This is a genomic window from Roseburia rectibacter (assembly GCF_014287515.2).
GTDB lineage: Bacteria > Bacillota > Clostridia > Lachnospirales > Lachnospiraceae > Roseburia > Roseburia rectibacter.
In genome coordinates this window covers 1,598,840-1,619,609 of the sequence record NZ_CP092473.1, presented here as the reverse complement: position 1 = coordinate 1,619,609, position 20,770 = coordinate 1,598,840, and the positions used below count along the sequence as shown (strand labels likewise).

Sequence of the window (20,770 nt, the reverse complement as noted above, 5' to 3'; positions counted from 1 at the left end):
CATGCATAAAGCGCCTGAAGATGAACTGAAAAGTATGGTACTTCGTTTCATCAATTCCTACGGATTTTTAGGCTTTATGACTGCACTTCCGACAACTGCGGAATTTATCACCTATGAATCTGTATATCTTCCGAAAAACCACTTTATTAAAGAAGAATCTCTATCAACAGAAAGTTATCTCGATTACTTTTATCCGTTTGATAAGATGGATTTTCATAAAAAAGGGATAGAATCCAGTTGGTCAGTATCTGACAGGAATGGCATTGCAATCGCACTTGCAACGGGAAAGAATCCACAGGCTGTTACGATGAGTTTTCAGAAGGAATATGCAGAACGCTATGACTGGCTGGTGAAAGAATTTTCCGACTGGGCATTTACCTTTACCACAAGTTTCTTATATTATATGGACTACGACAGTCTTGATGAACAGACAAAAAACCTGTATCGTCAGGGTATGTCTGCATTTGGCGGAATATCCCCGACTTACCATATCTCATTAGTGGAAAATGCCCCGGTTATCGTATGGAACTTCCATTCCCTGCTCGTCATGATCCAGATGTGCTTTTCTTTTATGCTTACGGATTCTGACTGCGATATGGAGCTGTGTAAGCACTGTGGCAGGGCATTTATCGCAAGCCGTAAGGGAAATGAGTTCTGCTCTCCGAAATGCAAGAATCAGTATAATGTCTATAAGACAAGGGTTAAGAAAAAAGAAGAATAGCTCCAATATACAAAACAAAGACGGCAAATCATCAACAACTTGTTGACGATTTGCCGTCTCTTATTTTTGCTAATGATAGTTACGCCATTGCAGACTCTCTCTTCTTAATAATCGCCTCAACTTCATCAACACCTGTTTCAGCTACATCTGCGATCTGATCCAATGTATAACCCTTTTTATACATATTCAGAATAAACTTTTCGCTTGTTTTTTCAGTAGCTTTTTCAGTAGCTCTTTCTTCAATTCCTGTACTCAGATTACACATAATTCTCACATCCTCTCTGAATTCTTGACTGATTGGAATATTATATTCATGTTCTATAATATCCAATTTTTCCTGTTCTTTCAATTCACTTGAAAGTAATGCTCCAATCAACCGGTGCATTTCATATTTTTCATCATGTTCCGGAATCTCATTTGTGATTCCTATTAACACAATGTTTAACAGATCGAGATTACCTTTCCAGTTACATGGTTTTAACATCTCATCTTTTGTCAAATGGATGTGGCTTAAGCTGTTATCATCCATGTTCATACATATCCATATGCTGAATACCTGCTTAATGTCGTCGTAGTTAGTATTTACAAAATCTCTTTCCTTTTGTGACGAAATCAGAATACCTCTGTCGCATTCTGCCATATTTGCCAATCTGATAATTGCTTCCATCTTCCAATTCCAAATCTGGAATCAATACATCGCCTTCCCAATGATATGTTAACTCCATACGCTGCTCCTTCCTTTGTGCTAAATGTTTACAGTTTCAATTAAAAGAGTATCACCTTCTTAATACAACATCTGCAATCTATCATTCACCACAAATGAGCCAGCCGCCTATGTTGTGTTATATCCGCGAACAATGAGCCAAGCTGACACGCTGGCGTGTCAATTTGGCGAATGTCGCGAGAGTCAAATGCTTGCATTTGACTAGCAGATGGAGGTTTCCGCTAAACAACACTGTTTTGGGAAATCTGACATCTACACTTCACAACATATCACTTCATTTCCGTAAGCCTGTGCCGTATCGATATGACGGTATCAAGGCTGACTGCCGCTTTCACTGCCTCTGCTGCCGCATTGTCTTCAATAAACCATGTTCCAAGTCCAAGCTGTGGAATCTTTACACCATTATTTAATGTTATCATTTTATCTGTCATCATGAATGATACCTCCTTTTTCCGAAGAGCATATTCCATGAAGTGAACTTCAAGTCAAGTATTTTCTTTCAATTTTTTCACTTTTTATTTTTCAGATACTTTTTTGTCTGCAGCCTTGCATACATACATATTCCGATCTGCCGCCGCGATCACATTTTTTAACTTTTCATGTTCGCCAATCGAATAACCGACTGCTGCGGTGATCGGTATTTCACAGTCCACCTGCACGGCTGCAAGTGTCTGTTTCCAGATTTTTATCATCTTTTCTGCCGTTTCACCGGTTCCTCCGGGAATAAGTGCAAGCATTTCATCACCACCGTACCGGAATGCCATACCGGTGTCACCTAAAGCAATCCGTATTGACTGCGCTGTTTTTACGATCATCTGGTCGCCTGCAAAATGCCCATAAGTATCGTTCACATGCTTTAAGCGGTTAATGTCCCAGTAAATAACAGCGATCTGCTGGTAATCATACGTCCTTTTCTCAATGATCGAAAGAAGTTTATTTTTATTATAGAGTCCGGTCATCTCATCCGTTGCAGCCTTCTGCTCCATCTTCATTGCACTTTTCAATGATTTCCGTATCACCTTGTTTACAATGTTCGATACAAACACAAATGAAATCGCCATGAGACAACGCGGCAGTACATAATATAACGCAATCGTCATACCCGGATCATCGTTAACCTGATTCAATAGAAAAATACCGTTTTGTGAAGAATTATCTAAAGAGCTCGTGGTAAGCAGCACCATATTTGCATCACAAACACCATAATAATACCCGGCATAAGTGCTGACTATAATCGAAAAAACCGTAAGCACAAATGTATAGATGGATAGACGTTTCGACGTATACATGCCTGCTATGATGATCGGCACCACAATAATAATGACCATGTGATATGTCAGTGAAATACTGGCAGCCATGATAATGAGGCTGATCGATGTTATACTGACATACTTTGTCAATGGATGCTCAAGTCATAACAACAGCAAAATCACAATATACAGGACAGCTAAAAAGCACCCGGTAAAATAACCTCTTGCAAAAATCGTTTTATCAACAATAAAAATTCCAGCGCAGTTTAACAACATTTCCACAGAATAGACAGCAATGCAGAATATAATAAAACGGAATACATAAATATTCTGTGTCACATTCTCTTTTTCATCATCTGGATCTTTACTGAATAACTTATGTATGGTAACATCCCATTTTTCCATTCACTGCACCTTACCCTTTCGGCTGATACCGGATATCCGACACATGATACACCGTAATAAATGCTTTCGGATCTTCATGATTCATATAATTCATTAATTTCTGATACTCATTTTTATCCACGATGGTAATAATCTCGTTGCGTTTCTGCATATTGTAAGCACCGATTGATTCATAGATTGTTGCCCCGCTGTGCAGATCATTGATGATAAAATTACGGAGTTCCTCTTCCTTCTCTGTAATAATGCATACACGGCGTTTGATATTATAATCAAAAATGAAATGATCTAAGATAATTCCATTAAAATAAGTTCCTAAAATACTGAGTACCACTGTCTTTTTATCATAAACAAAGGCTGCTGAAAGTGCAACACACATTCCTGATACAGACATTGCCCTTCCGAGATCCATATGCAGATATTTATTCATGATCTTTGCCACGATATCGAGTCCTCCTGACGATGCGTTACGGTTAAATAAAATACTTAACCCCACACTGACTACTAAAATATAGCATAATACATCCAGTTCCTGACTGTCTGTCATCGATCCGAAATCAGGAAAAACTCTTTCAAATACACCTAAAAATACCGGAAGCATGATGCTTGTATAGACAGTTTTCACTCCAAATTCCCTTCCACAGGTAAAAAAGCCGATGATAAGAAGCACCACGTTCAAAATCATGGTGATCGCCGACAACGGCAGCTGAATGAAATTTGAAAGCACGATTCCAAGACCGGAGATACTGCTGACAGATGCATGACTTGGCACCAGAAAAAAATACACTGCCGCCGCAATGATCGCCACTGCTGCTGTTAAGATCGCAGTCTCCTTCATAATCTCTATATAATTCACTTGTTTTTTCATAATGCTCCTCATTTCCATGCAATTTACTGCTAAGATATTTGCCAATGCAAATTGCTGTTTTTCTGATCATACTAGGTTTTCTACTTTGTTTTCCTTTGATGAAACACGGGATTTTTTATCAGCATTACGATCAAAGGTATCACCATGATGATCCATGTGACCGGTTCTGTCCAGATGACACCCCAGTAACCGAAATACCGGACAAAGACCGCTGTAAACACGATCTTACATATCATTTCTATAAAACTTGAAAGTATCGGTGTCTTATAATCTCCCACGCCCTGCATCGTATTCCGCAGGATCACGATCCACACACAGACCATTTCAAAGAGCATGTCCACCCGCAGATAGGTCGTTCCCCAGTACAAGATTTCTGCATTCTGTGTACTTGCGATAAAACTGACCAGATAACCGGCAATCGTATACGCCATGATCATTACCATCACTGCCCAGCCACATCCGAGCAGCAACGCTGCCTTTAACCCGGAAGTAATCCTGTCATATTTTCCGGCACCATAATTCTGCCCGCTGTATGTTGCCATGGTAGAACCAAGTACTGTGACCGGGAGTCCCCATATCTCGAATATTTTTCTTGCCGCTGTATGTGCCACGATCACAGATGTTCCAAGTGTATTGATCCCGGTCTGTAAGATCAGTGTTCCAAGATTTACAAGGCTCGACATCATTCCCATGGAAAGCCCGCCGGACAGCATCGCAAATACTTCTGATTTGTTCAGTTTAAAATGTCTGCGCTCCACCTGAAGGATTGGGAAATGCTTTTTGATATGTATCACACAGAGTACCACCGATACGACCTGCGAGATCACAGTCGCCACTGCCGCTCCGCCAACGCCCATGGAAAATACCAGAATACATACATAATCTAAAATCACATTCAGCACCGCCGCTAAGATCAAAAAGATCAGTGGTGTCATGGAATCCCCGATTGCGCGCAGGACATTTGCACACATATTATAAGCAAGCGTTACGAACATGCCGAGCACCAGAATACTGATATAAGTATACGCCATCTCTTTTTGTTCTGCCGGCACATGCATTACCGTAAGAAGCGGTCGTAAGAATACAAACACTCCTGTTACCAGTATGGCTGCCGTTATAAATCCTAAGAGAATCGTTCCCGCAACACTTCTTTTTAATTTTTCTGTGTCTCCTGCTCCAAAATACCTTGCAGTCACAACCGAAAATCCAAGTGTCATTCCATTAAAGAAACCGGTTAACAGGTTATAAAGGATTGAGACAGAACCGACTGCTGCAAGTGCGCCCTCGCCAAGCGTGCTCCCAACGATTTTTGTATCGATCAACCCATAAAAAAGCTGAAATAAATTGCCTAAAAACACCGGAATCGCAAACTGTAAGATCAGTTTTACTGGTTTTCCATCTGTCAGATTTGCACCATTTCGTTTCATTTTATTTTTATCTCCATATTAATCTCCATTCTTGCGCTGTTTTTTCAATAAAAACAGCGTTTTTATTTGCATCACAAGTTTGTGAGAAGCACAAATCTTGCGTGTGAAAAATGTATTTTTCACACTATGTTCTTCATATTATCTGAAATCTCCGTCCTTTTTTCTGCTCTCAAAATAAATAAAATGATCGATTGCATCTAAAATATCGGAAAAATCTTCCTGCGGCGCAAGGTCAATATAACGTTTTAAAAGCTCCTCTTCCTGATCTTTGTATCTTCCATAAAAAATATCATACAGGTTATGCCCGCGCAGATAGATTTTTATCTCCTCCATATGTTCTTTAATGTCGGATACACTCTGCATCTCATATCCTAATACTTCTGTCAGATGTCTGCCACTGCTGAGACGATACAGATATTCCTTCCATTTATCAAACAGCGTCTCATAAAATGCCTCCTCAGATGCGACCACTCCGAGTTCCGCCATCACTTTCGGATTAAAGAAATAGTTTTCAAAGGAATAATATTTTAAGATCAGAACATTCTCCGGTCTTACCTTTGGCAGTGTGTCGACATCCTCTAAACTCCGCTGTTCATAATAACGGCAGAGCTGTTTTCCTAATTCCATCCTGTCTTTTCCATCTCCGTCACGTATCATCAGAAACTGGTCACGCAGATAGATCTGATTCATATATTTCAGATTGGCATAAGTTTTGATATTTGTACAACTGTTTGTCGTGATGATCGCAATTCTTGAAAGTTTTCCATTTTCATCATAAGTCTCTGAATAATACTTCCGGATCAGAAGCGGCAGACGGCTCTTATCCTGCTTGCCTTCCACGATAAATACGAAATTCACATTCATCAGATCATTTGCCGTATAACCAAGGTCTTCAAGGATCGCACTCACATCCGTCTTTGCACACATCTTTGAATATCCTTCGCCATCTAAAACAATCTGTCTTATCTGCCTGCTGTTAAAATTTGCCAGCAAATTCGGCGAGTGCGTGGAAAAAATCACCTGATTTTTTCTGGACAGACGGTATAAAATCTCACCGGAAACCTTCTGAAGTTTCGGGTGAAGAAATATCTCCGGATCTTCGATCATAAGAATACTTGGAATCCGCCCTTTCGTCCCCGTATAAGTCTCAAGTAAAGACAACATATAAATGCTGCGCATGCCTTTTCCCATCTTCGCTACCGGTCTGGTCAGATTCTGCGCCGGATTATGGATCTCCGTCGTAACTTTTAACATCCGCTCCACATCGCGGTTCATGGAATAAAGGATTTCATCCTGTCCGCCGTTCTTCTTATAATTCTGGTTTACTTTTTTCGCAAATTCATCCAGATTCAACTGGTAAAGTTTATAATCTAACAGCTTTGCTGTCTCAAATGCATCCAGCTCTGCAGGCGACTTTTTCTCGATCAGACCAATACAGGAAAAACAGTGGCCGCATTTTTTTGCCTGATTAAACATACAGGTGTCCGCGCGCATCCGCTTTAACAGCTCATCCTCCTGAAGCATTAAAAGATCTCCCTGAAGCTGATTTAGATCACGCTCTGCATCCAGATAGTATATCTTTGGAAATATCTGTGGGATGCAGGAATTATTTTTGTGCTCCTTATCCTGATACCGCACCCATCCATCCCTGTGCGCGATAAAGGTAAACTGCAGCGCACCGCCTTCTTCGTTATTTTCTTTTACCGAAAAAGAAGGCAGCTTTTTGCAGAAATCTTCAAACCATGTCTCATATCTTTTATACTGGCTGACCACGCCATTCTGATGCAGCCATTTCAGATCTTCATCCAAAAATTCCAGTGACAGATCCATCTCGATATTGGCGCTGTCCCCGTCAAAATCTTCCGAAGAAATGCGATAGTCTCCAAAAGCCGCACGGATCGCCTCTAAGATTGTCGTCTTTCCGGTATTATTCTGCCCTACTAAGATCAGCGCATTTTCAATGTTATCGATCTTCATCTCATGGATTGCTTTAAAATTTTTAATATGGATACCGGTCAGCTTCATTTCCGTCTCCCTTCCTGCATCATTCTTTTCTTTTTTATTTTAACACCGAAATACCCGTCCGTCATCCATCTTTTTCCTTCCATAACTTATCAGTCATATTAAAAAATATAGTATGAAATATAAGTTCTTCTTTACAATGTTATAGCAGTGTGCTATAACAGAACTTGTCAAAACTAATATTTCATATTAGCAGAGTAGAACTCTGTGCGTTAAGTGCCATGTGAACAGGGAGTTGTCACACGGACGAAAAACAAAAGCAATGCTTTTGTTTGCGGTACAGAATTCGCATCCCGCTGCTGCATAAAGGTATATGTCTCCTCTATGCGGTTTTAGGAAACTGCTAAGGAAGGAGGCTTTTTTTATGAAAAAATTAAAAGAACTGTATCAACAATCACTAAAAGAGCTGTGTCGCACAAAGACGATCGTGCTCTGTGGACTCTTAGCTGCACTCGCCATCGTGCTTAGTCTTGTGGCAAGTATCCAGCTTGGTCCCTACATCAAGATCGGCTTTTCCGGTCTGCCGAACCGCATTGTCGAATTTTTGTTTGGTCCGGTTGTCGGATGCCTGTTTGGCGGTGCACTTGACCTGTTAAAGTATGTCTTAAAGCCGGATGGTCCTTTTTTCTTTGGATTCACCTTTAATGCCATGCTTTCCGGTCTGATCTACGGCAGCCTGCTCTACCGTCGTCCAGTCTCCATCAAGCGTATCGTGATCGCCGAGTTTTTTGTAAAGCTGGTCATCAACTGCGGTCTGAATACGCTCTGGATCTCCATGCTTTACGGCAAAGGATTTATTGCACTGCTCGGCCCGCGTGTGATCAAAAACGTGATCATGCTGCCGATCGACAGCTTTATCTTATTTTTCGCCCTGACTTACGCCAGAAAAATCGCAGCACAGTTTGGATTTTTCACAATAACAACAGGTGCCAAAGAGCGCGCCTGACAGGAATCCGATTTCATTAAAACAAGAACAACTTCTGCCCGTAGGGCTTTTTATGTAATAGGGAAAGACACTCCTTCACTACTCTGTGAAAGGGTGTCTTTTTAAATAATATCGGATTCCATACACATCTGCAAGCAGCCATCCGATCGGGATTGCCACCCAGATGCCGATCACTCCTATTCCGGCTATTTTCGGCAGTGTGTATGCCAGAAGAACTCTTGTTCCAAGTGAAATGATCGTCAGTATCAGAGACATTTTCGGAATATTCACCGCCCGGTAATAACCGTAAAGCATAAAAAGTACACCGATTCCGATATAACATGCCCCTTCAATCCTTAAATAGGTCACTCCGACTTCTATGATTTCTTTCTTACCCGCTCCCACAAATGCAGACATTACGACCGTGCCAAAGCTGTTTACGACGGATAACATATATGATAATAGATCATCAGTCCCACTCCCGATATATACCAGGAAATGGTCGTCGCCTCTGCAGTCCCTTTGATTCCCACCGCTGCCATCGCATCCGATCCGATATATCTGCCAACGATCCAGGTATCTGCCAGATTATAAAACTGCTGCATGACATTGCCAAGCATGAGCGGCAGTGCAAACATCCACAGCTTCGATGTGATATTTCCTGTTGTAAGATCCTGCTGTAACATACTAATCTTCATTTTTACACTGTTTTTAAGCACAAATCTTGCGTGTAAAAAATGTATTTTTCACACTATCCTCATTTTTTGCTGTTCTTTGTACATTCCATATTTGTACAAAAATACACTACCACGTTTTCCGCAGTCCTTTCGGATAATGATTTTTCATGACTCCACCAGCCAGTTTTCCCCAGCCGGTACTAAATCCAGCCGCCGTGATCAGGTACCAGCCCTTTTCACCATCATAAGAAAATGTTCCACCGTTTAAGTAACTGCGGATCATATCTCCATCCGAAGCTAAATCTGCAGCATAACGAACCTGTTCTTTTTTCAGTGCCAGAGCAAGTGCATGGGATGGCTCCAGACGATTCTTCTTTAACGTTCCAAGATGTAGTCCCGGACGTAAGACTTTAAGACCTTTTACAGACGGCATACCCTTCGGTGCAAGGTAAAGCTGATCTCCAAACTTCAGATATGTACCATTTTTCTCCAGTCCGGCTAATGTCTGCGGATCTAATGTATCTTTCGCAAAATCCAAAAATTCTACAATTCCCTTTCCCTGTACTTTCAGATCTTTTGCCGCGATTCCTTTTTCTTCACCATTCCGGCAATATCCCTGTCTTAGCGTTCCTTCTTTTTTAAGCACAGCCAGATAATGTCCTTCTCCATTTAAATGCTGTGGCCAGAGCCGGATCGTCTGTGCGATCTCCAGGAGTACCTGTCCTTTCTCTTCTTCAAAATAAGCCCACTCCGGTACTCCTGCCGACATGCCTTCTGCCTTTTTTACTTCCACGATATGAAACTCCGGGTGCCGCAACAAAAAGCGTGTCATGCTTCCTTCATTTTCTGCCGGTGCAAAAGTACATGTTGAATACACGATTCTGCCACCCGGTGCAAGCATGGATGCCGCACAGTCTAAAATGCCATCCTGCCTTTCGGCACAGATTTTAACATTTTCTGTACTCCATTCTTCACACGCCGCCTCATTTTTACGGAACATTCCTTCCCCGGAACACGGTGCATCCACCAGAATCCTTGTAAAATACTCCTCAAACACCTCTGCTAAACGCTGCGGTGTTTCATTTGTCACCATCGCATTTGCAATGCCCATCCGCTCCACATTTTCGGACAAAATCTTTGCCCGTGCCGGATGGATCTCGTTACAGATGAGAAGACCCTGCTCGTTCCACTGACCGGATATATACATTTCATTCATTCTTGCCGCGATCTGTGTACTCTTTCCACCCGGTGCTGCGCAAAGATCTAAGATCCGCTCCTGACAGGATGCAGCCTCTTTGTGCGCTATATCATGAAGCTCCGCTTCATGATCGCTATCTACACTCGCTCCGCTCGGCAGTCTTTTTATATCATAATCCCCCATCAGATAAGATACCGGAGCCATGGCACTCGGCTCCTGGATATAATACACACCAGCCTCATGAAGCGGATACTTTCCAGGGGTATCATCCTTTTCATAGTAAAATCCGTCTTTCGCCCATGCTACGGGCTGTAATTGAAACGGCACCTTGTCTTTCATCTGCGCAATATCTCCCTTGATGCTGTTTAACCGCAGTGCCTGATATTTTTCTTTCTCATAACTTTCTAAAAATGCTGGATATTCCTCTCCAAGCATCGATTCCATTCTGTTTAAAAACGCTTGTGGAAGCATTTTAAATCCTCCCTGCTTCTTCTTCCGATTCTTTCTGCTATAATTTTAATTCTTCCATTCGTTCAGCTCTGCTTAATTATCCAATAGCCACTTTTACTTGAGCCCTCATATTCAATTAAGCCATTATCTTTCAATTTATTTATCGAACGCTTAACCGTGCTTAATGAAACCTTCATCTGACTTGCCATTTCGTCCCGTGTCACATGCCCATCCTGGCGAATCAAATTCAAAAGTCCTTCTTCCAAAACACCAAGTCTTTGGGGGTCATTTTGAGGTTCATTTTGGGGTTCATTTTGAGGTTCATTTTGAGGTTCATTTTTTCTCTGATATACCCTACCAATCACATCATTCACCCTCTGGTAAATTTTCTCGTTAATTTCTGTATCAGTCTCCTTTTTTCGATATAAATTTACCCTAAAATCGCCATCAAAATCAATCAGCTCCGGTTTAGGCAAACCATACTCCTCGCAGGCTTCAAATAACCTCGGTATTCCGGTTCCCCATTTTTCAATGATTTTCATGTATGCAAAAGCTCTTGCGATTGCAGGATTTCTCGGTTTTGAGTAACCTTCCATCATTTTTGCAATCGTAACATTGTTCAGAAGCATACCTGGAGAAGTAATCTCCAGCCTGTTATCATACAATGCTACCTGTATGTTTCCCGGTTCCAGGTAACTACGATGTGCAACAGCATTTGCAATCAACTCTCTGATACTGTCTGTAGGCAGCTCATACACATCCTGTCTATACATTCCTTTTATCGTCATACCCATATTGATTTTTTCAAGTACATACTGGTATGCAGCTTCCATCTGTTCCTGAATGGAACCTTCAAATTCTCTTCGATCCACAAAATGGGCTCTATTGATTCCCTTGAATACACCACATTGAATAACTGGCTGCTGAAACATCCGTCCGGTCAGAAGTGCATACGCATTCGTCGGATATACATTTCCGCCTTCTTCCTTCAGAACCCCCCATGAAATCAGCACATTTTTGGTAACATCCTTAATCTTTGCCTTTTCGCTGTCCTGCCATGTATTTCGTATAGCAGTCTCTTTCATGCTCTTACAAAGTTCCTCAATCTCACCGTCAGTTATTTTCATATTCTGGCATATTTCACTGTCAAAATAGCGATTCTTCCCCTCCAGAATCAGTTCTTTTAACATATAATCTTCCACATGTCTGGTCGTGCCTGCCACACGCACATAAGTACCCTCAAACATGCCCTGTGATTTGATATAATACGGACGCTCTGCACCCGGAAGTATCTCCAACACAATCACTGTCTTATCCCTGACGGCCTGCATAGCAACATCTGGTCTGATAGCCGGCTCACAGGAATCAGAAATTGCATTGGTAATGGCATCCATGGTCTTATAAATATTATCTACATCCATTCCAACAACATCTAAAGACTTATCATCTATTCCAAAAACAATCCTGCCACCTCTGCCATTGGCAAAAGCTACCACTGTTTTCATGTATTTTTCGCTTTTTTCTGGTACAGTAATCTTGTACTCAACATTCTTTGATTCGCCGGAAAACAACGTATCTTCTGCCATATTGCTACCTCCTGATCTGAAATCAAATTGGTTTCTTTGTAAAGTTTCTGCAAATTTGTAATAATGCATGCTTCAAGTTTTGTTTCTGTAAAAGATATATCCGGCGTCAGCCCCAAAAATTCAACAACAATCGGATTTTTTATAAACTCCAGTTTATCCTGCTGATAAGTAAGAGTTTTTTCTTTCATTTCATGCTCTACGGGTTCTTTGTCTTTAGACTGTAATAAACGGTAATAATACTGTGTATCTATATTTCTCTGTAACGTGCGCACACCCCAGGTCTGTTCATATGCTTCTTTCTCATACCATTTACTCAGCTCTTCCGATGCATTCAGACATTCTGCGACATATTGTGACAATTCATCATACTTTTCACGGTATAAAATATTGTTCATCAGGTTGTCCAGAAACGCAATGATATTACCTGACTTATAGGAAATAAACTGTCCCCAGCTTTTCGGCATCTCCGCATCAATATAGTGGTCTGCATAAGTCACAAACATGGTGATAACAAGTTTTTCCAAATTCGGAGCATCCATAGAAAAACCAAATTGCTGCTCACATAATTTCCAGAACTCGCTCTCTATATCATACTTTGCAAATTCCTCAAGGTACTTATTATCAATAAAACCGTCCTCTGTAATCAGTACACGGATCACTTCATCAAAAGAATTGGTTCTTGTCCTGCATACCGCACTCATAATTCCGGTCAGAATATTTTCTTCATTGAAATTTTCAATCTCCAAATCATAAAACCTCTGCAATCGCTCTTTATTTCCAAAGAACTTGATATGCTTTTCAATGATTGGCTTATATTTTTCTTCAATTCCCAGATCTACCGACAACAACGATGCTCTATCCGCATAAAACCGTTTAGAATAAGCACAAGTATCCTCCAGATGATTTTCTGTGACCAGCGGCTTTGGAAAAGGTGCATAAATCAGATAATTTGTTGTAATATCCTATTTTTCGAGAAAATACTTTGTATAAAACTGATTATCCTTTGTCAGCTTGTATACCTTGGCATTTGTAAGCTCTACGCTGTCAATATCCTCTGCGAAATCGCCTTTATCGTCATACCAGAATACCAACTTACGATGTTCCCTGGTAAATTCTGTATTTAGTTTATCTATAATCTGCTTTAAGTTTAATTCTGCCATTGATTTACTTCATCATTCACCTTTTCATCCTATATTTTGGGGTTCACTTCCCAATATCCTTTTTGGCTGCTTCCAACACGCCGTACAATTCCTTCACGTTTCATTTTCTTTAGATAGTATTTTACTCTGTCAATTTTCCAGTCAAGTGCTTTCGCTATTTCTCTTTGAGATGTATACGGATTTATTTTAATTATCTCCAATATTTTTTTATCTTCATCACCTATAACAGTCGGGATGTCATCTTGGATTATATTCTGAGCAGCTTGGGTAGTATCTTGGGTAGCTTGGGTAGTATCTTGGGCAACTTGGGTAGTACCTTGGGCAACTTGGGTAGTACCAAGCTGAACATTTTCTATGTTACGATAAAGATTGATACGAAGAGCTGTCTCCATATCAAGAAACTCCGGTTCCAGCAGCCCATAATCCCGCATATTCTTCATCAATTTTGGGATTCCACTTCCCCATGCTTCAATCAAATTCATATATGAGAAGGCATGAGCTAATGCTCGATTTCGGATTTTTGAATATCCTTCTTTCATCTTATCTAATGTTACTCCCGGCATAAGACCACCCGGTGAAGTAATTTCCAACCGGTTGTCATAAATAGCAACCTGAATATGCGAGCTTTGTAAGAAACTACAATTCATTACCGCATTAATAATCAACTCTCTGATACTGTCCGGTGGCAACTCATAAATGTCCTGTCGATAGATACCATTCAATCTTGCACCAAGATGAATATTTCGCAGCACAAACTTGAACGCATCATCAATCTGTTTCCACAATGGTCCATCATACTCACGTTTATCTACAAAAACAGCACGCGTGTTTCCTTTGAACATCCCACATTGAATCTGCGATAGGAAACAATCTTTTCCCAATAAAAAAACATAACCATTAGTAGGATGAATACTTCCATCTTCCGCTTCTGCCAAAAGTCCCCAGCTAAGCAACACATTTTTCGTCACATCTTTCACTGCCTCTTTCTGTGTCTCAGACTTCGCATTGGTAATCGCCACCTCTTTCATTTGATGACAAAGTTCTTCAATTTCTTCATCCGTTACTGTTTTGTCTCTACAGATCACCTTATCATAAGAACGCCCTTCATCCTCATAGTACATCTCTGCTGTCAACTCACGATCTGCATGACGGGATGTACCAGATACCCTAATAAAAGTACCCTCATTGATTCCCATAGATTTAATATAATAAGGTCGCTGTTTTCCCGCACTAATCTCCGCAATAATAATGGTCTTATCATCTATCGTCTGTAAGTAAACATCCGGAATAATAATCGGCTCACATGTATCAGAAATTGCTGTAGTAATAGCATCAATTTCTGAAAAAACCTTTTCTTTCGGAATTCCAACTATTTCATGACTTCTATCATCTATACCAAATATAATACACCCACCATCACCATTTGAGAAAGCCACAACGGTTTTCATATATTTTATACTGTCCTTCGGTCTTTGTACCTTAAATTCCACATTTTTTGATTCGCCAGCCTGAATTTCTTCTATCGTCAATATGATCACCTCCAGCATCTTATATTATTTTTCCTTACGCTTTGTTGCCAGTGATACTTCTCTGCTGTTCTTGCTATTATCAATCGTATCCTGCATACGTCCTATCTCAGATTCATAAACACGTTGCATCAGATACAGATAGTATACACGCACACTGCCGATTGTATCCGCATTATAACGATGCAAATATACCAACGCCTTGAAACCATTCTGCTTTCCACTGTCAAAAAGCCAGTAAATCGGACACTCGCCGGAACCTGTGACAGAATAAGTATTGCAATGGTCTTTGAAGAAATCATTGAGGAAATAGTTACGGATAATCTCTCTGCTTATATCTTCCTTATTTCCAATGATCTCCAATTCTAACAACAATAATTTTATGATTATCAATCTCATTCCTGCCCCAACAAAAGTAAATTCTTTGGTCAGTATACTTTTTGTACAATTTCGTATGCGGATTACATGTCAGAATATACTCTTTTTCCATCCATTGCATTTTTTTATTAAATTCTGTTTCCTCTTTTGATCCTTTACCAGAACATATAATCTGCCATTCTGCATTTAAGTCCGCTAATACAGCTTTTTCATCTCCACAATAATATAGATAAAGTTTTCCTGCCACATCATTTAAAACTCTTAAATGTCTCGTTAATTCTTCACGTATATCTTTTATTTTTCCCAATTTGTTTATACTTTTAAAAGCATCATCATGAAATATCAATCTGTTAAAACATTCGCCTGATAATTTTTCATATTTCTCATATGTATCAGTCTGCAAAAGATAATATCTTTTTGTCTTTGTAATATCATTTACTTCTATTTTTTTATTTTCTTCTTTATCGTCAATATCAAATACAGATATGCTCTCATACTTTGGTTCTATATCTTTCTTTGATATTACCGCATATCCTTTTTGATCAAATTCCGTTATTTCTTTGTATGAATTTTCACAGGCTTTTGTTTTTGATACCGTTTCCATTAATAAATCTGTAATGTCATTCTGATTTTCTCCCAATAAATAATCTGTTGCAGAAATATCAAATTTATCTTTCTTCTCCCAGAATTCCATTGGAACAAATATTTTTTCTTGATTTTGCAAATATTCGACCATTTTTTCTAAGTTCACTGCCTCTTCACTTGTTATTTGACAGTAGTTTCCTGATGGTCGTAAATAAAAATTCAATTTCGACATCTCCTCATCTCCAGCAATTCCCGTAAATCCTGCCTCTTTTGGTCAAAAAAACCAACCGGCCACTCATCTAATTCTCCATTATCCTGTACCATTATTTTTTTACACATACTACAATCATTCTTTTTTTCAAAAAACAACACTTGCAATTCGTTGCATTTTTTTTCTTTTGCTGCCTGTATTCTCGCCCCATCTATAATATGTTCACTATGTGTTTCGACAATAATTTGTACTCCATTCAAAGCAACTAATGTTAAGAATTTACCTAATTGAGACTGACTATAAGGATGCAAGTGAGCCTCTGGATTTTCTATAATCAAAACCGAATTATTCATTGTCGATGCAACCAATGCCTGAACAACAATTGGGATTACATAAGAAATTCCGAAACCTGTAGCTGTTGGTTCATAAAATTCTCCCTCATTCTTGTATTTTAAAGCTGCTATATTCTTCTCAATATCGACGCTATATTGTATTTCAGTTTCTGGAATAATAACATTTAGCCACTCCTCACAATTTGCAGAAAACCTTTCTAACTCGGATATCTTTAAATCAGCCGGTAACTTGATATTTTTTAATTTTTGCTCTCTGTCCATTTTGCAAATCAAATATGCCGTATTCTCTCCATGATACCCCACAGAATATGACAAAGGTTCTTTAATTGCAGAAACAATTCGCGGTCCTGTCCTTTCTGCGTTCAAGAAAAATAAATTAATTTTTTTTAGGCTATTCTTCTCTAAACTTTGCTGCAATATTTCATTATAATTTAATATATTGAAATACATTTCATCATCTTCTGCCAACTCTAATTCTATAGAGTTCTGCATTCCGCCTGCCTGAAAACAAACTTCAACCTCTCGTTGTCCTCCCTGTTCAGAAACAATATTAATAGGTATTCCTAGATTAATTCCCATAACATTATTTGTATTTATTTTCTTTTTTTCATACTCTTTCCAACTTTTATATCCTAAAAGAATCGCTTGTATTAAACTCGATTTTCCAGCTGCATTACTCCCTGTTAAAATATTAAATGACAAAAATTCCAAGTCCAAGTTTTTATGACATTTAAAGTTCTTGGCACTTATTTGTTCTATTTTAAGCATATCTCTAATACCTCCTTTGAAACCTCAAAGTTTTTGTACACATTCCTTTTGTCTCCTGTGCCTGCTGTTAGCGAATTAAAATACACATGATCTTCTGTTAATTTAAAAGCCAATTCCTTTAAAATTTTTTTCTGATACTTTTTTAAATCTATATTGTCAAATTTAGGATGCATTATCAGAATAGAAAATGAAGAAAATAACGATTTATTAATATAATCAACTTTCCTGATAACCTCATTATTATTCCATCCAATTTTAGAAAACGCATATTCCCCAAAAAGTAAATAACAACGTCTCATTGCCTCATCAAACTTTTGATATAATACATCTAATTTTTCAGGACTATACTTATTTAAGGTTTCTATTTGAACATCCAACATTGTGGAAATATTCTTATAATCATAATATACATATTCTTTACCATAATTATATGCCATATAAAATGCATAAAATCTTAAAACTAATTCCTGTGCATCCATCCGTTCATCTTTAATTTTCCCTCTTGTAGCCATTAAATAATTCTCATTTTTTGTACTCTTTATCAAAAAATCTCTGGTTTCCTGCTTGCAAATTGCATTTCTCATTTCCTGTGGATTTAAATTAACACCACCAGTATTAACTCTCCTAAAGATATCATAAATAACTTTTTTAGGAGAACGGGCATCCAAAATATTTACTGCAATCTGTGTTCTGTAAATTCTCTGCACATATTTTATATCTAACTCTTTAAATCCTTTTTTATCACATTCCCTTCCCAAATATTCCAGTCCAGACAGCTTAAATTTTCCACTAACAAATTCTCTGATTGTTGTAAGCCGCTGCTGACCATCAATTACCTGATATTCACCATCTTCATTCTCATAAAAATAAAACGCAGGAATAGGAATTCTTAACATTAATGATTCTATAAGCAATGATTTTCTTCTATTATCTTTCCAAACTTTATTTCTTTGATATCCCGGATTCAACTCAATCAATCCCTCTTCCATCAATTCCAGCATATATTTTACTGACAACATTTGCTGATCCACTCGAATTTTTTCTGGATTAAATGGTTGTTCTTCTTCATATTCACTTTCCTGATCTAGGGATTGATCATCATTTTCTTCCTCATACTCCAATCCAAAATTCTCAACACGCATTTTTTCTATATTCTGTTCAAAATCATCTAAACCATTTAATAATTCCATTTATGCAAACCTCCTGTCATATCATTTTAATCTTATAGAGTTTCAAAACGCTAACCACATCTAAGTGTTTTGAACGAACTATTGTTTTGCCATAATATTCTTTGAATCAGCCAATATCTCATAAAACTTGCCATCTGCGGCAGTCTGCACCTTACGGTAATTAACCTTCATACCATCATCCAGATCAAGCTCAATTCTTGAAAGTGCCAAGTGTCCGATTTTCTCATCATATTCCCGGCACTCTTTTAACTGTTTCTGTAATTTTTCCTTACGCTTTGTTGCAAGTGATACTTCTCTGCTGTTCTTGCTATTATCAATCGTATCCTGCATACGTCCAATCTCAGATTCATAAACACGCTGCATCCGATACAGATAGTCTACACGCACATTGCCGATTGTATCCGCATTGTAACGGTGCAGATATACCAGTGCTTTAAATCCATTCTGCTTTCCACTGTCAAAAAGCCAGTAAATCGGGCGCTTGCCAGAACCTGTGACAGAATAGGCATTGCAATGATCTTTGAAGAAATCATTCAGGAAATAGTTACGGATTATCTCTCTGTTGGTATCTCCTTTATTTCCAAGTGCCTTTGCAATAAACTCCAGATTTTTCTCCAATGACTTTTCACCAAATGCAACCTTTAACCATGTGCAGAAACGTGATACCATATCATCTTCTAAGTATTCCTCATCTGTAATAGGAATAATATTGTCTTTATCTGGATTGAAAGAACACTTTTTCGCTCCATCCTGTGTTTTATAATAAAATTCGCCTGTTGGAAGTGACATCCCCGGTGCACCTGCAAAACCTGTTCCACATCTCGGTGCAGATGCTTCAAAAAAATGAGATTCAAATGGCTGCCCTGCTAAAATTAAGCCTTCTTCGTCCAAAGAATAACGACCAAACATACAGCCAACTGCATAAGAAATCAGGCTCTTAATGTCTCTCTTTAAATCGGCTTTACGGACAGTCACATCCTTGTCCTCTACTTCCGATGTTAATTCATCTTGCAAACCATAAATGTCAATGAAAATACGATTCAATTCTTCTTCATTTGCTTTGAGCTGATTGAAACGCTCGTTGCACTCATTCTCCCAACAGGTGTAACTTTCTGCTATGTCAATATCATTTATGTCATCAAACAATGCCAAATTTCGAGGTATCACTGAAAGTAATGGGTGACGCTTGAAATTCCATGAATTTTCAAAGGAATCCCAATCTTTTTTAGAATTTTCAATCAATTTATTTACAATAGCATTGACCTCGTCTTGTTTTTCTTTACAAATTACAGTAGGAACTTTTCCTAATGGACCTTCATGAAAATCTAATGTCGGAGACAACACCGACAATACATATGAAACAATAGGTATGTTCATTAATCCTATTAAATAATATAACTGTTCCTTGTTGTCAGCAAAACACACAGCACCTTTTGTTTCAAACATATGTCCAACCGGACTATATCTCATTGCTAAAGAACCGCTAGCTATTGTAGACCAGGTCATTCCTTCTTTATAATAATAATCAATATTCTGTGGTCTTGATTTTAATTTGCCATTTTCGCCATAGTTATTTCTTATTTCTATACCATCTTTTTCCCAATTAACCACATAATCATAATTTCCATACCATTTTCTAAATGTACCTCCTTTATTACACGGAAACCATTTTTTTTTGCTTTGAAGAGCTTGTTGTCTACTCCCCATTCCGTATCCTATTTTATTCATATCAACTTCAGACCATAATCGCAAAAATCTTTCGTTATCTCCCGTTGCCAATCCTTGTCTTGGTTTTGCAACATCCGATAACTTTTGATTAGTAAATACTCTAAAAAAACTGTCACTAAACCAATATGCTACTGGCATACCTGAAATGGTTTTAAAATTTTCTTTTGTAGCAATGTATCTATTATTTGTAGACAAGAATAAATCTTCTTTGCCTTTCTCAGACACTGCATTTAACAATCTTACATACTTAGCACGATATAACTTTATATTTGTGTTCCTAATGACGAAAGAAACTGTTTGTACCACCTCTCCACTAATTTCGTCAAAAGCTCTAGCTCCTAAATGAACTAGATTAACAATATCTTCACGCAATAATTTATTTCTCAATTTTTCAAAACTTGATAAGAACATCCATCCGTGTTGTGTTATCATTGCTCTATATCCATGTTTCTTACACATAGCCCCACATTTTTCGATAAAAACAGAATATAGGTCTGTCTTACTATCCGCATACTTTACCTTTAAAAATTCAACTAATCTGTCAGACATGCCACCATTTCGTTCGCCTTTCTTGTGGTATCACGGAACTTTGGTTCCCTGATTTTTGTTTCCATCTTGTCC

Annotated in this window: 18 protein-coding genes, 3 pseudogenes and 1 riboswitch; of the genes and pseudogenes, 2 read left to right on the top strand and 19 right to left on the bottom strand. The window is 38.6% G+C overall.

Going from position 1 to position 20,770, the window contains the following annotated elements; translation table 11 throughout:
* Nucleotide 1 precedes the first annotated feature (1 nt).
* Nucleotides 2-721, top strand: coding sequence for a hypothetical protein (locus H8S51_RS07625; protein WP_330414580.1), 720 nt, complete (start codon nt 2-4; stop codon nt 719-721).
* 79 nt (nt 722-800) lie between these two features.
* On the opposite strand, the gene H8S51_RS07620 is transcribed toward H8S51_RS07625, so the two are convergent.
* From H8S51_RS07620 to H8S51_RS07585, 8 genes are all read right to left on the bottom strand, one after another.
* The gene (locus H8S51_RS07620; RefSeq protein WP_408639571.1) at nt 801-1,361 is read right to left on the bottom strand and encodes a hypothetical protein; all 561 of its coding nucleotides are present in this window, start codon (nt 1,359-1,361) and stop codon (nt 801-803) included.
* Nucleotides 1,297-1,446 carry a TnpV protein gene (locus H8S51_RS18420; RefSeq protein WP_330414581.1) on the bottom strand — a complete coding sequence of 50 codons (150 nt, stop codon included), beginning with the start codon at nt 1,444-1,446 and terminating at the stop codon, nt 1,297-1,299. Before H8S51_RS18420 ends, H8S51_RS07620 begins: the two co-directional genes overlap by 65 nt.
* A gap of 268 nt (nt 1,447-1,714) precedes the next feature.
* Entirely contained in the window at nt 1,715-1,879 is a 165-nt protein-coding gene (locus H8S51_RS07610; RefSeq protein WP_330414582.1) for a hypothetical protein, read from the bottom strand.
* An 81-nt stretch (nt 1,880-1,960) separates the two neighbouring features.
* Nucleotides 1,961-2,845: a GGDEF domain-containing protein gene (locus H8S51_RS07605; RefSeq protein WP_241070953.1), complete on the bottom strand. Its 885-nt coding sequence runs from the start codon at nt 2,843-2,845 to the stop codon at nt 1,961-1,963.
* Between the two features lie 12 nt (nt 2,846-2,857).
* A complete protein-coding gene (locus H8S51_RS07600; RefSeq protein WP_241070952.1) occupies nt 2,858-3,100 on the bottom strand; it encodes a hypothetical protein in 243 nt (80 codons plus the stop codon).
* Nucleotides 3,101-3,110: 10 nt separating this feature from the next.
* On the bottom strand, nt 3,111-3,965 hold the full coding sequence (locus tag H8S51_RS07595) for a YitT family protein (RefSeq protein ID WP_117918550.1): 855 nt from the start codon (nt 3,963-3,965) through the stop codon (nt 3,111-3,113).
* Between the two features lie 80 nt (nt 3,966-4,045).
* Complete coding sequence (locus H8S51_RS07590; RefSeq protein ID WP_117918553.1) at nt 4,046-5,392, bottom strand: MATE family efflux transporter; 1,347 nt, start codon at nt 5,390-5,392, stop codon at nt 4,046-4,048.
* Between the two features lie 138 nt (nt 5,393-5,530).
* Nucleotides 5,531-7,417, bottom strand: coding sequence for an ATP-dependent nuclease (locus H8S51_RS07585; RefSeq protein ID WP_117918555.1), 1,887 nt, complete (start codon nt 7,415-7,417; stop codon nt 5,531-5,533).
* Between the two features lie 188 nt (nt 7,418-7,605).
* Nucleotides 7,606-7,715: riboswitch (THF riboswitch) on the top strand.
* A gap of 63 nt (nt 7,716-7,778) precedes the next feature.
* Here H8S51_RS07585 and H8S51_RS07580 point away from each other — a divergent pair.
* Nucleotides 7,779-8,360, top strand: coding sequence for a folate family ECF transporter S component (locus H8S51_RS07580; protein ID WP_117918557.1), 582 nt, complete (start codon nt 7,779-7,781; stop codon nt 8,358-8,360).
* Between the two features lie 78 nt (nt 8,361-8,438).
* On the opposite strand, the pseudogene H8S51_RS18250 reads toward H8S51_RS07580, so the two are convergent.
* From H8S51_RS18250 to pglX, 11 genes and pseudogenes are all read right to left on the bottom strand, one after another.
* Nucleotides 8,439-8,726, bottom strand: a pseudogene (locus H8S51_RS18250) (MATE family efflux transporter); the annotation flags it as partial.
* Between the two features lie 50 nt (nt 8,727-8,776).
* A complete protein-coding gene (locus H8S51_RS18245) occupies nt 8,777-9,025 on the bottom strand; it encodes an MATE family efflux transporter (protein ID WP_186899514.1) in 249 nt (82 codons plus the stop codon).
* A 118-nt stretch (nt 9,026-9,143) separates the two neighbouring features.
* Entirely contained in the window at nt 9,144-10,685 is a 1,542-nt protein-coding gene (locus tag H8S51_RS07570; protein WP_117918563.1) for an RsmF rRNA methyltransferase first C-terminal domain-containing protein, read from the bottom strand.
* A gap of 62 nt (nt 10,686-10,747) precedes the next feature.
* Nucleotides 10,748-12,250 (bottom strand): ATP-binding protein, encoded by a 1,503-nt coding sequence (locus H8S51_RS07565; RefSeq protein ID WP_117918565.1) that lies wholly within the window; start codon nt 12,248-12,250, stop codon nt 10,748-10,750.
* Between the two features lie 329 nt (nt 12,251-12,579).
* Nucleotides 12,580-13,410 (bottom strand): annotated as a pseudogene (locus tag H8S51_RS18415) (BREX-1 system phosphatase PglZ type A); the annotation flags it as partial.
* A 29-nt stretch (nt 13,411-13,439) separates the two neighbouring features.
* On the bottom strand, nt 13,440-14,948 hold the full coding sequence (locus H8S51_RS07555; RefSeq protein WP_334302679.1) for an ATP-binding protein: 1,509 nt from the start codon (nt 14,946-14,948) through the stop codon (nt 13,440-13,442).
* An 18-nt stretch (nt 14,949-14,966) separates the two neighbouring features.
* Nucleotides 14,967-15,290, bottom strand: a pseudogene (locus H8S51_RS07550) (hypothetical protein); the annotation flags it as partial.
* Nucleotides 15,280-16,122, bottom strand: a complete 843-nt coding sequence (locus tag H8S51_RS07545; RefSeq protein ID WP_186899463.1) for a hypothetical protein — start codon at nt 16,120-16,122, stop codon at nt 15,280-15,282. The gene H8S51_RS07545 and the pseudogene H8S51_RS07550, both read right to left, overlap by 11 nt.
* Nucleotides 16,119-17,231: an AAA family ATPase gene (locus tag H8S51_RS07540; protein ID WP_186899464.1), complete on the bottom strand. Its 1,113-nt coding sequence runs from the start codon at nt 17,229-17,231 to the stop codon at nt 16,119-16,121. The genes H8S51_RS07545 and H8S51_RS07540 overlap by 4 nt, the downstream gene beginning before the upstream one ends.
* Nucleotides 17,219-18,421 (bottom strand): DUF262 domain-containing protein, encoded by a 1,203-nt coding sequence (locus H8S51_RS07535; protein ID WP_186899465.1) that lies wholly within the window; start codon nt 18,419-18,421, stop codon nt 17,219-17,221. The genes H8S51_RS07540 and H8S51_RS07535 overlap by 13 nt, the downstream gene beginning before the upstream one ends.
* A 78-nt stretch (nt 18,422-18,499) precedes the next feature.
* Nucleotides 18,500-20,698, bottom strand: a complete 2,199-nt coding sequence (pglX, locus tag H8S51_RS07530; protein WP_330646788.1) for a BREX-1 system adenine-specific DNA-methyltransferase PglX — start codon at nt 20,696-20,698, stop codon at nt 18,500-18,502.
* Nucleotides 20,699-20,770: the final 72 nt, after the last annotated feature.